Origin of the sequence: Sorangium sp. So ce887 (genome assembly GCF_051521455.1) — a bacterium.
Lineage (GTDB): Bacteria > Myxococcota_A > Polyangia > Polyangiales > Polyangiaceae > Sorangium.
This window is the reverse complement of record NZ_CP150354.1, coordinates 11376234-11389746: the sequence shown is the minus strand read 5'-3', so window position 1 is coordinate 11389746 and position 13513 is coordinate 11376234. Positions and strand designations below refer to the sequence as shown.

At 70.7% G+C, this 13513-nt stretch carries 8 protein-coding genes; 4 read left to right on the top strand and 4 right to left on the bottom strand.

All coding sequences use genetic code 11. The features are described from left to right. The first annotated feature begins 25 nt into the window (after positions 1 to 25). From WMF36_RS42730 to WMF36_RS42715, 4 genes are all read left to right on the top strand, one after another. Positions 26 to 850, top strand: coding sequence for a hypothetical protein (locus tag WMF36_RS42730; protein WP_437576603.1), 825 nt, complete (start codon positions 26 to 28; stop codon positions 848 to 850). After that, positions 850 to 2463 carry a carboxypeptidase-like regulatory domain-containing protein gene (locus WMF36_RS42725; RefSeq protein ID WP_437576602.1) on the top strand — a complete coding sequence of 538 codons (1614 nt, stop codon included), beginning with the start codon at positions 850 to 852 and terminating at the stop codon, positions 2461 to 2463. The genes WMF36_RS42730 and WMF36_RS42725 overlap by 1 nt, the downstream gene beginning before the upstream one ends. Before the next feature lie 28 nt (positions 2464 to 2491). After that, complete coding sequence (locus WMF36_RS42720) at positions 2492 to 3361, top strand: formylglycine-generating enzyme family protein (RefSeq protein WP_437576601.1); 870 nt, start codon at positions 2492 to 2494, stop codon at positions 3359 to 3361. Positions 3362 to 3485: 124 nt separating this feature from the next. Further along, positions 3486 to 4727, top strand: coding sequence for a CinA family nicotinamide mononucleotide deamidase-related protein (locus tag WMF36_RS42715; RefSeq protein ID WP_437576600.1), 1242 nt, complete (start codon positions 3486 to 3488; stop codon positions 4725 to 4727). A 22-nt stretch (positions 4728 to 4749) separates the two neighbouring features. Here WMF36_RS42715 and clpB read toward each other — a convergent pair whose 3' ends face one another. The 4 genes from clpB to dnaN all read right to left on the bottom strand — a co-directional run bounded on the left by clpB (position 4750) and on the right by dnaN (position 12795). Next, positions 4750 to 7359, bottom strand: coding sequence for an ATP-dependent chaperone ClpB (gene clpB / locus WMF36_RS42710; protein ID WP_437576599.1), 2610 nt, complete (start codon positions 7357 to 7359; stop codon positions 4750 to 4752). 214 nt (positions 7360 to 7573) lie between these two features. Continuing rightward, positions 7574 to 10072, bottom strand: coding sequence for a DNA topoisomerase (ATP-hydrolyzing) subunit B (gyrB, locus tag WMF36_RS42705; RefSeq protein ID WP_437582030.1), 2499 nt, complete (start codon positions 10070 to 10072; stop codon positions 7574 to 7576). Positions 10073 to 10516: 444 nt separating this feature from the next. Continuing rightward, positions 10517 to 11668, bottom strand: a complete 1152-nt coding sequence (gene recF / locus WMF36_RS42700; protein WP_437576598.1) for a DNA replication/repair protein RecF — start codon at positions 11666 to 11668, stop codon at positions 10517 to 10519. Next, a complete protein-coding gene (gene dnaN / locus WMF36_RS42695; RefSeq protein WP_437576597.1) occupies positions 11665 to 12795 on the bottom strand; it encodes a DNA polymerase III subunit beta in 1131 nt (376 codons plus the stop codon). Before dnaN ends, recF begins: the two co-directional genes overlap by 4 nt. Positions 12796 to 13513 lie beyond the last annotated feature (718 nt).

The window sequence follows — 13513 nt, the reverse complement described above, 5'->3', positions numbered from 1 at the left end:
CGCCACGGCCACGGCCCACGAGGCCGTGATCCGGGGCTCTGACTCGCCGCTCGAGCGGCAAATCGTGCACTACGCCCGCTTCGGGGTGCCGCTCGCGGCGCTCGTCGGCGCCGGCGTCGCGGGGCTCGTCGCCGGGCCGCCCGCGGCGATCCTCGTGCTCGCCGGCGGCGCGCTCGTCGCCGTGATCGCCATCTTCTGGGCGAGCCTGCGCGTACTGCTCGGGGAGACGCCGCTGAGCGGCGCCGACGCGTACGCCATCGGCGCGCCGCGCGCAGAGGAGGAGCAGAAGCAGGCCGTCCTGCGCGCGCTCAAGGACCTGGAGTTCGAGCGGAGCGTCGGGAAGATCAGCGACGAGGACTACGCCGATCTGGTCGCGAAGTACCGCGCCGAGGCGAAGCGGCTGCTCCGCGTGCTGGACGCCGACGCGCAGCCGCGGCGCGAGCAGGTCGCCGCGCTCGTGGCGAGTCACCTCCGGCGCGCCGGGCTGCAGGACGACGGCGGCGTGGACGCCCCGGAGCTGGGCGTGGACGCGGCCGCGAGCGAGCCGGAGGGCGCCGCCGCGGAGGCCGGGCCGGCGAAGCGGAAGCGCGTCAGGGCCAAGCAGCCGGAGCAGGAGCGCGTTCCGGAGACGGCGGCGGACGGCGAGAGCGACGTGGCCGCGGCGACGGAGGAGCGCGAGGCGGCGCAGGCGCTGGCGTGCGCGGCCTGCGGCACGCTGAACGACGAAGACGCCGTGTTTTGCAAGAAGTGCGGGACGAAGTGCGCGGCCGGCGCGCCGCTGGCCGACCAGGTTGCGACGGACGAGGCCGTGGCCGGCGTCGACGAGAACGACAGCAGGAGGGCGTTGTGATGCGCTGGACCAGGTACACCCCGCTGGCCGCGATCGCCTCGCTGAGCATGACCGCCGCGCACCCGGCGCAGGCGCAGCCGGCTGCTCCGGCCCCGCCCGCGGCGGCGGCCGCCTCGGCGCAGCCTGCGGCGGGCAAGGCGGCTTCCGCGCAGCCCGCGGCGCCCAAGCAGGATGCGAAGACGCCGGCGCCGAGCGCGGCGAAGCCGCTGGCGGGGGCCGCGGCTGCCGGAAGCGCGAGCCCCGCTGCAGCCTCGACGGCTGGGGCGGACGCGGGCGCCCCCGACGCCGCGGGCGCTCTCCCACCGGGCCATCCCGAGGTCGAGCAGGAGCTGCCTTCCGGTCACCCTCCGGTGGGAAAGCCTCCCGCGAGAGATGCGGCATCCCGGCGCGCTTCCGAGCAGGCGACCGGCCTGTTCGAGGCGCCCGAGGACACGGCCCGGGAGGACGCCGCCCTTCCGCCCGGCGTCCTCGTGCTCACCGTGCAGGACGCGGACGGCAAGCCCGTCCCCCGCGTCCCGGTCGACGTCGACATCATGCAGAGCTCGGTGACGAAGGGCGACTCGCGCGAGCGCGTGAAGCGAGAGACGGACGACGCGGGCACCGTCCGGCTCGAGAGCCTCACGATCGGCGGCGGCACGAGCTACGGCATCTCGGTCACGCGCGACGGCGGCACGTTCTCGCTGCCGCATTTCGGGCTCAGCGCCGAGGCCGGCAAGCGCGCCGTGCTCCACGTCTACGAGGCCACGCCGGACGTGAACAACCTGCTGGTCGGGACGCAGGGCATCATCTACCTCCAGCTCCGGCAGGACTCGATCTCGGTGGAGCAGCTGTTCCAGGTCTACAACCTCGGCCGCGTCGCCTGGCTGCCCAACGAGACGTTCGCCCTCCCGCCCGACTACAAGGCGTTCAACAAGACCGAGAGCATGGGCGAGGTGCGCTTCGAGGAGGTCAAGGGCACCGGTGCGGCGCTGCGCGGCACCGTGAGCCCCGGCCGGCACGAGGGCCAGTTCCGCTGGCAGGTCCCGCTCAATCTGGAAGAGCGCCAGACGATCCGCATCGAGCTGCCGCCGCGCATGGCCCAGATGCGCGTGATGGCCGAGGCGTCGAAGTCGATGACGCTGAACGTCGCCGGCTTCCCGGCGGCGCAGCGCACCCAGAACCGGGACGGCAAGAAGATCCTGATCACCGAGAGGCAGGGCACCCGCGTGGAAGGCGGGCTGAAGACCATCGAGATCACGCTCGGCGGGCTGCCGACGCCCAGCGTGGGCCGGTGGATCGCGCTCCTCGTGGCCGGCGCCGCCGTGATCGGCGGGGCCGCTATGAACCTGGTCCGCCGGCGCGACGAAGACCGCGGGCCCGACGACGAGGAGCGGCGAGAGCTGATCGAGGCGCGCGACGCGCTGCTCGACGAGTTCGTCGAGCTCGAGCGCGCGCGGAAGCGGGGCGACGTCGGTCCGAAGACGTACGACCGCGTCCGGGGGGCGCTCCTCGACGCGCTCGCGCGCCTCGTGGCCATGATCGAAGCGAAGCCGGCGCACGGGAAGGCCGCCGTCTCACGCGAGCCGGCCGGCGCGCGGCGGAAGGCGGACGCTGCCGGATCGCCGCTCCCCTGAGGTGGGGGCAGCACCGGACGCCGGAGCGGTGGCCGGCTGGAAGGCCGGTCTTGCTGCGGGCGCAGCCCTCCTGATCGTCGGCATCACCGCGCTCGCCCATCATCGCGCCGGGCCGCCAGCGCGCTGCGCGCCGGGGATGGTCGCGATCGGCCCGCGGTGTTGCGGCGAAGGCCAGCGCCTCGAGGCTGGCCGCTGTGCCGGCGCGCCGGGCCGCTGCGGCGCAGGCCTCGCGCCGACCCCCGCCGGCTGCGTCGCGCCGAGCGCGACCGTACGCATCTCCGCCGGGACGCTGCGGCTCGGGCCGAGCGACTGGGAAGCGCAGGGCGTCGTCGAGGCGCGCGAGGTGTTCGTCTCGGCGTTCGCGCTCGACGCGTTCGAGGTCACCGAGCAGCGCTACGCCGTCTGCGTTGCGGCCGGCGCGTGCGCCTCGCTGGCGCTGCGCGGTGAGCCAGGCCTCCCCGTGACGGGGATCACCCTGGAGGAGTCCGCCCGCTACTGTGCCTTTGCGGGCGGGGCGCTCCCCTCGCGGGATCAGCTGGCCTTCTCTGCGGCGGGCCCCTCGAGCCGGCGGTACCCGTGGGGAGACACAGGCGCGGTCTGCCGGCGCGTTGCCTTCGGCCTGCGTGCGGGCCCATGCGGATGGGGCGCGACGGGCCCGGAGCTCGCCGGCTCACGCCCTGACGGCGCCGCTTTGCACGCGGGCGGGCGCGTGTTCGACCTGGCCGGCAATGTCGCCGAGTGGGCGGCCCCGGATCGGCCCGAGGACGGGTTTTCGGGAGCTCACGGCGGATCGTGGGCCGACGAGGCAGCTGCGGCGCTTCGCACCTGGAATCGGCAGCTTGTTCCGGTACTCACGCGTTCGCCGGCTCTCGGCTTCCGGTGCGTCTATCCTCCTTGAACGCACGCCGCGCCGCTCGCGCGCCGCGTTGGAGGGGGAGAGGGGACGAGAACCATGACCGATCTCAAAACAGTCCGGAAACGCGCTCCGTTTGCTCCGGATTGAGTTACAGTCCCGCTTCCCAATGGCTGTCGCGCTTCTCTCGATCGGGACCGAGCTCACCCGCGGCGAGATCCTCAACACCAACGCGGCCTGGCTCGCTGCCGAGCTCACTGCAGCGGGCTTCACGGTCAGCGAGTCCACCACGGTCGACGACGACGTCGTTCACATCGCCGCCGCCGTCCGCCAGCTCGCGAGCGCGCACCGGCTGGTGATCGCCACCGGCGGTCTGGGTCCCACAACGGACGACCTCACCCCGCTCGCCGCAGCGCGCGCGACAGGCACCGACCTCGTGCGCGACGACAGCACGTTGCTCGCCATCCGCCGCCGCGTCGAGAGCCGTGGCAAGACGATGAACGCGGGTCACGAGAAGCAGGCCGAGGTCCCTTCCGGCTCGGAGATCCTGCCGAACTCGTCCGGCACCGCGCCCGGCTTCGGGATCCACCTCGGCGAGTCCACGGTCTTCTTCCTGCCGGGCGTGCCGCGGGAGATGAAGAGCATGTTCACCGAGCAGGTCTTGCCGCGCGTGCGGCCGGCCGCTCCGAACAACACCTTCCAGGTCCGCCTTCGTACCTACGGTCTGCCCGAGTCCACGCTGGGCGAGCTCCTGAAGGGCGTGGAGGAGGCCTATCCCGGCATCACGCTTGGCTACCGCGTGCATTACCCGGAGGTCGACGTGAAGGTCCACGCTCACGCCGCCACGCACTCGATGGCGCACGAGCTGGCCTTGAGGGCGACGGCCGAGGTCCGTGAGCGGCTCGGCACGGCCGTGTACGGGGAGGGGGACGACGCCTTCCCGGAGATGGTCGGGCGCTCCGTGCGCGCCCGCGGCTGGCGGCTCGCCGTATCGGAGTCGTGCACCGGCGGGCTGATCTCTCACCTGCTCACGAGCTACCCGGCGAGCGACTACCTGGTCGGCGCCGCGGTCACGTACGCGAACAGCGCCAAGACGCGGCTGCTCGGCGTCGCGGAGGACACCCTGCGCGGCCACGGCGCGGTGTCGGCCGAGGTCGCCGCCGAGATGGCCCAGGGCGTCCGCCGCCTCTGCGAGGTCGACGTCGGCATCTCGGTCACCGGCATCGCCGGACCGACCGGCGGCACGGCGACCAAGCCGGTCGGCCTTTGCTACTGGGCTGTGTCGCACCCCGGCGGCCTCGTCGTGCGCGATCGCGTGTTCTCGGGGGATCGCGAAGAGGTCCAGCTCGGCGCCGCCTACGCCGTCCTGGACCTCCTCCGCCGCATCGCCGGCAATCTCCCCGAGCGCTGACGCGGGCGCGGGATGACGAGCGTCAGTTCGGCGCCGCGCGCGTGAATGTGAGCGCGCCGCCCGCTCGGTCGATCTGCACCGTGTCGCCCTGCTTGAACTCGCCGCCGAGGATCCGCTTCGCGAGCTCGTCCTCGATGCTCCTCTGGATGGCGCGCTTCAGCGGCCTTGCGCCGTACTGCGGATCCCACCCCTGCTCGATGAGGTAGCCCTTCGCCTCCGACGAGATGGTGAACAGGAGCCCGCGCCGATCCAGGCGCTTTCGCAGCAGATCGAGCTGGATATCGACGATCTTCTCCATCTGCTCGCGCTCCAGCCGCCGGAACACGATGAGATCGTCCAGGCGATTCAGGAACTCCGGGCGGAAGTGCCTCCGCACCTCCTCGACGACGGCCCTCCTCACGAGCTCGGCCTTCTCTTCTGCCGGCAGGTTCGCGCGCTCCTCGATGGCCGCGGCCGCGGGCGTCCCGAGGTTGGAGGTCAGGATGATGATCGTGTTCTTGAAATCGACCGTGTGCCCCTGCCCATCGGTCAGGCGCCCGTCGTCGAGCACCTGGAGGAGCGTGTTCCAGATGTCCGGGTGCGCCTTCTCGATCTCGTCGAACAGCACCACGCTGTACGGTCGCCGGCGCACCGGCTCCGTGAGCTGACCGCCCTCCTCGTAGCCGACGTACCCGGGCGGCGCGCCGATCAGACGGGCCACCGCGTGGCGCTCCCCGTACTCGCTCATATCGAGCCGCACCATGGCCCGCTCGTCGTCGAAGAGGATCTCGGCGAGCGCGCGCGCGAGCTCGGTCTTGCCGACGCCGGTCGGCCCGAGGAACAGGAACGACCCGATCGGCCGCCGCTCGTCCCCGAGGCCTGCCCTCGAGCGCCGGATGGAGTTCGACACCGCGCGGAGCGCGTCCTCCTGCCCGACGACACGCCGGCGCAGCTCGTCCTCCAGGCGCAGGAGCTTCTGCATCTCGCTCTCGAGCATCTTGGACACGGGGATCCCGGTCCACTTCGAGACGACCGCGGCGATGTCCTCGTCGGTGACCTCCTCCTTCAGATAGCTCTCCTTCGACTGCACCTGCGCGAGCGTGGCGCGGATCGCCTCGAGCTTCTTCTCGATCTCCGGGATCCTGCCGTAATGGATCTCCGCGGCGCGCCCGAGGTCGCCGGCGCGCTTCAGGCGCTCCTCCTCCAGCCTGAGCTCCTCGATCTGCGGCTTGAGCTGGCGCAGCTCGGAGATGAGCTCCTTCTCTCGCATCCACTGCGCCCGCATCGCGTCGCGCTGCCCCTGGAGATCGGCGATCTCGCGCCGCACCTCGTCGAGGCGCGCCTTGCTCGCCTTGTCGCTCTCGCGCTTCAGCGCCTGTTCCTCCATCTGCAGCTTGAGCAGATCGCGCTCCACCTGGTCGATCGGCGTGGGCAGGCTGTCGATCTCCATGCGGATCTTCGACGCCGCCTCGTCGATGAGGTCGATCGCCTTGTCGGGCAGGAACCGCTCGGTGATGTACCGATTCGACAGCACCGCGGCGCTCACGAGCGCTGCGTCCTGGATGCGGATCCCGTGGTGGACCTCGTACTTCTCCTTGAGGCCTCGCAGGATGGCGATGGTGTCCTCGACGCTGGGCTGCGCGACGAGCACCTGCTGGAACCGCCGCTCCAGCGCCGCGTCCTTCTCGATCCGCTTCCGGTACTCGTCGAGGGTGGTCGCGCCGATGCACCGCAGCTCTCCGCGCGCGAGCGCGGGCTTCAGCATGTTGGCCGCGTCCATGGCGCCCTCGGCCGCGCCGGCGCCCACCAGCGTGTGGAGCTCGTCGATGAACAGGACGATGCGCCCGTTCGAGCCCTCGATCTCCTTGAGCACCGCCTTCAGCCGGTCCTCGAACTCCCCGCGGAACTTCGAGCCTGCGACCATCGCGGCGAGGTCGAGCGCGGCGACGGTCTTGTCCTTGAGCGACTCGGGCACATCTCCCGCCACGATCCGGTGCGCGAGGCCCTCGACGATGGCCGTCTTGCCGACGCCGGGCTCACCGATGAGCACCGGGTTGTTCTTGGTGCGCCGCGAGAGCACCTGAATCACGCGCCGGATCTCCTCGTCTCGACCGATCACCGGATCGATCTTGCCCTGTCGGGCGAGCTTCGTGAGATCGCGTGTGTACTTCTCGAGCGCCTGGAACTTCCCCTCCGGGTCCCGGTCCGTCACGCGCTGGTTGCCGCGCACGGCCGCGAGCGACGCGAGGAGCTTGTCGTACGACAGCCCCGCTCGCTCGAAGATCGACTGGATCTCCTTGTCGGCCTTGGTCCCGGCGAGCAGGACGTGCTCTGTCGAGATGTACTCGTCCTTGAGCGCCTTCGCCTCGTCCTCGGCCTTTTGCAGCACCGTGAGCGCGCGCCGCGACAGGTTCGGCTCGGCGCCGCCGCTCACGCGAGGGTAGGTGTCGATCTTCGCGTCGAGGAGGCGCAGCAACCCTGCCGGGTCGGCGCCTGCCTTCTGCACGAGGGGAGCGCCGACGCCGCCATCCTGGCCGACGATCGCCCGCACGATGTGCTCGGGATAGAGCTCGGGATTTCCCCGGCGGCTGCCGAGATCGACAGCCTCTCGTATGGCCTCTTGGGCCTTCGTCGTCATTCGCTCGATTCTCATGGCCCCTCGAAGCTAAGGCGCGTGCCTTGGCTAGCAAGGGGCCGACCAAGCAAGCGGCTTGCCAGAGATACCGAGCGGACGCATCCGGTGATCGATGCAGCGCCAGCGCCGCGTCAACCCCAGGTGCGCGCGACTCGCGCGCGGCGTTCGATCGGCCGCGCGCCGCGCGCAGGAACCGCGCCCCGCGCGCAGGAACCGCGCGCAGGATGCAGGATCAGATGTCGAGGTTCTTCACGTTCAGCGCGTTCTGCTCGATGAAGTTGCGCCGCGGCTCGACCTGATCCCCCATGAGGATCGTGAAGAGCTCGTCCGTCTTCACCGCATCGTCGATGCGGACCTGGAGGAGGGTGCGCGCGTCCGGGTTCATCGTCGTCTCCCAGAGCTCATCGGCGTTCATCTCGCCGAGACCCTTGTAACGGCTGATCGCGATACCCTTCTTGCCCCGCTCTTCGATGTACTCGACGAGCGTCTCGCCGTTCTCGACGGTGTCCTCGCCGCTCGAGGTGCGGGCCCGGTACGGGGGCGCGCCGATGGACCGGAGGTCCTGCTCGATCGACCAGGCCTCCTGGTACTCCGGCGAGTTCACCAGATCCCAGTCGATGACGCTCCGTCGAGCGCTCGCGCCGGGTCGCGGCACGACCTCGATCCGGCTCGTCCCGTGCTCGGTGTCCCGGGGCGTCGCCAGCGTGAGCGGGAACAGATCCGGATAGCGCTGCTTCAGGTAGGCCCGGAGCTCGTCGGCGGCCGCGGCGACCTTCTTGGTCTCCCGCAGGTCGTCGCGCCCGAGCCCGCTCGACCTCAGCACCGCGGCCACGATCCGCGCGTCACAGCGCTTGTCGATGTTGGACAGCACGGCGCGGAACCGCTTCAGCCGCTGCGCGAGGCGGTAGAGCGGCTGGCCGAGGATGCCCGTCTCCGCGCCGCTGGCGACGATCTCGAGCCCGTCCACGGCGTTGCCCACGAGGAACTCGTCCAGCGCGGCCTGGTCCTTCAGGTACAGGTCCCGCTTGCCCTTGCGCACACGGTAGAGGGGCGGCTGCGCGATGAACAGATACCCCTTCTCCATGATCTCGGGCATCTGACGGAAGAAGAAGGTCAGGAGCAGCGTGCGGATATGGGAGCCGTCGACGTCGGCGTCCGTCATCAGGATGATCTTCTGGTAGCGGAGCTTGTCGATCTCGAAGCCGCCGGCGTCGTTGATCCCGCAGCCGAGGGCCGTGATCAGCGTGCCGACCTCGGCGGAGCTCAGCATCCGGTCGAGCCGCGCCCGCTCGACGTTGAGGATCTTGCCCTTCAGCGGGAGGATCGCCTGGAAGTGCCGGTCGCGCCCCATCTTGGCGCTGCCGCCGGCGCTCTCGCCCTCGACGATGTAGATCTCGCTCTTCTCCGGGTCCTTGGACTGGCAGTCGGCGAGCTTGCCCGAGAGCGACGTCACGTCGAGCGAGCCCTTGCGGATCACCTCGCGGGCCTTGCGGGCCGCCTCGCGCGCCTTCGCCGCGACGACCGCCTTCTCGATGATCTTCTTCGCGCTCTGCGGGTTCTCCTCGAAGTACTGCCCGAGCTTGTCGCTGACGGCGGCCTCGACGATGCCTTTGACCTCGCTGGAGACGAGCTTGGATTTCGTCTGCGAGTCGAACGACGGGTCCGGGTGCTTGATGCTGAGCACGCACGTCAGGCCCTCGCGCGCGTCCTCGCCCTGCAGGCCCTGCTTCAGCTCCTTGAAGAGGTTGTGCGCGCTCCCGTAGTTGTTGATCGTCTTCGTGAGCGCGGCGCGGAGCCCGGTGAGGTGCGTGCCGCCGTCCCGGTTGTGGACGTTGTTCGTGTAACAGAAGATCGCCTCCGTGTAGGAGCCGTTCCACTGCAGCGCGACCTCCACGCCGACCGGCGGCGCCCCCGGGCTCCCGCGGCCGTTCGTGGCCTCGCTCCCGGCGCTCATCTCATGCTGCGAGATGAAGCTGATCACCTCCTCGTGAATCGGCTCCTTGGTCTTGTTGAGGAGCGCCACGAACTCCGCGATGCCGCCCTTGTACTCGTAGGCTTCCGCTCTCCCGCCGGAGCGCTGGTCGTCGAGGTGGATGACGAGCCCGGCGTTCAGGAACGCGAGCTCGCGCAGGCGGCTCGCGAGGATGTCGAAGCTGAACTCGACCGCGCTGAAGATGACCGGATCGGGCCTGAAGGTGATCTTCGTCCCCGTCTTGTCCGTCACGCCGATGGGCTTGAGCGGCGCCCTCGGCACGCCTCGGGCGTACTCCTGGAACCAGAGCTTTCCCTCGCGCTTGATCTCGACCTTCAGCCACTCGGAGACGGCGTTCACGGCGCTCACGCCGACGCCGTGCAGGCCCGCAGAGACCTTGTAGCTGGAATTGTCGAACTTGCCGCCGGCGTGGAGGACGGTCATGACGACCTCTGCCGCGCTCACGCCCTTGGCGTGCATCCCGACCGGGATCCCGCGGCCGTTGTCCTCGACCGACACCGAGCCGTCGAAGTGGACGGTGATCCTGATCTCCGTGCAGGCGCCGGCGAGGTGCTCATCGACGGCGTTGTCGACGGCTTCCCACACGAGGTGGTGCAGCCCCGATCCGTCATGCACATCGCCGATGTACATGCCGGGGCGCTTTCGCACCGCTTCAAGGCCTTCGAGCGCCGTGATGCTGTGGGCGTCATACGACGCCTTGGTGAGGTCGGTCGGCTGGCTCAGGGTGGGTTCCGTCATCATCGGTCCTGGTGGCGCGCCCGCCGCCTCTCACCGGGGGCGCAGAGCGGCGGAGGCCGCTCGGATTGCCGGAGTTCTTGCAGTGGAGGGGCCGGCTCGATGGCAGCTCGTCAGGTGGGACCCGGGTGCCGCGGCCGCGGCGCCGGATCGGTTCCGAGGGCACGAACGATCATGCGCGGACCGCTCGTCGATGCCCCGTAAAGACTGCGGAAATGTAGCCGAAATCAGCGGCTCGGGCAAGCGTTTCGCCGAGTCCGGAAGCCTCGTAACACCGTATTTTCAGCGCCCGGCGCGGGCGCGTCCGGAGCGCCCCAACTCGTGGCCTGTGGGCGGGCGATCAACGCGTCTGGCGGCGGTCATGCCGGTCGCGGCGGGACCTGGCGCGCGCGCGCCATCCGCCTTTCAGCGTCCGCTCGGTAGACGCCCGCGCGCCCGCGACGCACGTCAGCTGAGCGCGCCGCCTTCAACGTGAAAATCGCGCCGTTCGGACGACGCGACGCCCGGCGTGACGATGAGATCGCGCCGCGTGGTCGTCAGGAACACCTGTCCACGCGCCATTCCGAGGAACGTGAACAGCGCGGCCGTCCGGTCCGGGTCGAGCTCGCTCGACACGTCGTCCAGCAAAAGAATGGGCTCTACGCCCCGGACGGACGCAATGGCAGCGGTCTCGGCCGCCTTGAGCGAGAGGGTGAGGGCCCTGTGTTGCCCCTGGGAGGCGACCACGCGGGCAGGGTGGCCATCGAGCTCGAGCAGCAGGTCGTCGCGGTGGGGACCGAAGCCGGCGCTCGGCCGGTGGGCGTCGCGCCGGCGGTGCTCGCGCAGCGCCTCGCGCGCCTGCTCGGCGTCGCTTGTGCCTCCCGGCGCGTAGCGGGCCGCCAGGATCAGGTCCGGCGCGGCGATGCGGGTGAAGGCGCGCGTGAGCTCCGGCGCCAGCGCCTCGACGGCGGCCTCGCGGGCGCGGGTCAGCGCCGCGCCGTGGACGGCGCAGAGCTCCTCGAAGGCGTCGAGCTCGGCGCCCGCCTGCGTGGACCCGCCCCCGCCGCGGTGGAGCAGCTCGTGGCGCGCGCGGAGCGCCTGCGCGTAGCGCGCGCGGTGGTCGGCGCTCTGCGGATCCATGAAGAGCGCCAGCCGATCGAGCAGCGTGCGCCGCGCGCTCGCGGGCCCGGTCGACAGCGCGAGCTCCTCCGCGTGGAACGCGACGACCGGCGAGCGCGTCGCGAAGCTCGCCAGGCTCGGGGGCCGGTTGCCGTCGATCCGCACGACGCACCGCTTCTGCTCGACGGCGGCGGTCTGCTCGCGCCCGAGGGGCGGCAGCGCGTCCCGTCGCTCGACGAAGCGCGCCCGCGCGCTCGTGACGTCGGCGCCGTGGCGTACGAGCTCGGCTACGCGGTGGGTGCGGAAGCTGCGCGAGGTGGCCGCGAAGTAGATCGCCTCGAGCAGGCTCGTCTTGCCCTGTCCGTTGTTGCCGGCGATCACGTTGAGGCGCGGCGCGGGCTCGACGTCCACGCGGCCGAGGTTCCGGAACTCGCGGATCTGGAGCCGCTCGAGCAGCAGGCTCGGGAGGCGTCCCTGGAGCTCGTCGGGGGGCGCGCTCAAATCCGCATCGGCATGATGACGGCGACGTAGCTCTGCTGGTTCGACTCGCTGCCGGGCCGGAGCACGGCGGGGTCGAGCTCCCCGGAGATGCCGAGGACGACCTCGTCGTCGTCGATGGAGGCGAGGACGTCGAGGAAGTACTTGGCGTTGAAGCCGATGGTGACCTCGGGGCCGTTGTAGTCGACGGCCAGCTCGTCGAAGCCGGCGCCGGTGTCCGGGCTCTCGCTGGTGATCCGGAGGGTGCCGGGTGCGATCGACAGCTTGACGCCGCCGGTGCGGTCGTTGGCGGCGAGCGCGATGGCGCGGAGGGCCTCGGCGAAGGCGACGCGGGGCGCGCGGACCGAGCGCTCGGTGACCGAGGGGATGACCTGCTGGTAGGGGGGGAACTGCGCGTCGACGAGCTTCACCGAGAACTGCATCCCGGCGATGTTGAAGAACGCGTTCGGCCCGCTCTGGGTGATGGCGACCATCGGGGTTTCCTTCTCGGCGCGCGCCTCCTCGGCGAGGCGGCGGAGCTCCGTGATCGCCTTGAGCGGGATGAGCATGGTGGCCGTGGCGGAGCTGCCGGAGACGGTCGCCTCCATCTTGGACAGGCGGTGGCCGTCGGTGGTGACCATCCTGACGCGGTCGCCGGCCCACTCGAACAGGGCGCTGTTGACGTGCGCGCGCGTCTCGTCGGTGGAGATCGAGAAGTGCGTCCTGGTGATCAGGAGCGCGAGCTGCTCGACGGGGAGCTCCAGCGAGGGCGCGTCATGCGCCGGGACGGGCAGCTGCGGGAACTCCGAGCCGGGGAGGCCGGGGAGCGTGTAGCGCCGGGGCGATCCGACGGCCTTGAGCGACGTGTGCGCGCCCTCGGTGGTGGTGATCTGGATCGGGCCATCGGGCATGGCTTTCACGCGCTCGAGCAGGTCCCTGGCCGGGACCGCGACGGTGCCACCGGTCTTGATGTCCGCGTGCGTCTGGCCGGTGACCCCGATGTACAGGTCGGTCGCGGCGACGCGGACGGCGTTGCCCTCGGCGACGAGCAGGACGTTGGCGAGCGCCGGCATGGCGCTCTTCTTGTCCGCCACGCCTTGGCAGCGTGCGACGAGGCGAAGCAGATCTTTCTTGGGGATCACAAGGTCCATAGCCGACTCCGGAGCAGCTCCCTTTAGCAGGGTTATCGCCCGGGCGTGCCTCGGAAATGAGCGCTCCCGTGACCTTGCGGGACGCCTCTCTCTTCCATGAATTAGATAAATTTAAGACAACGTCTTCGTCGTAGGCGCTGTGGAGGGCGGGGATAACCCAAATTGCTCAATAAATACGACCAGTTGGTGGCATGCGCCCTGGGGTAAATGGACCGTGCTCAGGGGTAGGTGGACAGGGGAGAGCTGGCGGGCGGCGTGTCTCCCCCGTTTTGCCCCCAGGGTTCCCGACGGGGTTATCCCCAAGATCCCCCGGCGTGGGTTCGGGAATGTAGAACCGAGCGCGGCGGGGCACGCGTTGACCTGATGCGCTGTGCAGTTCCGAGCAGCACCCGGATGGAGTATTGCAAAATGTACGGACTTGAGTTTGGTGCGGTGCATCCACTGCGGTAACCACCACGACGGTGCGGCGGTCGTGTGTCCGGTGACCGGGCTCGTGGTTGCCTCGTGCGAGGCGCCCTCGTCGTCACGCGGGGGTGGGCGGGCTGGTGCGGCTCCGTTGCCGCCCATTCCCCGGCCAGCTGCGCTGCCGAGGGTGGCGGCTCCCGCGTCGAGCGGAGTGCCGCCCTCGAGGGGAGCACCGCCTTCATCATCGAGGGCGGCGCCCCCATCGCCGAGGGGCTCGCCGGGGGTGGGGTCGAGATCGGCCACGCGCAGCGCG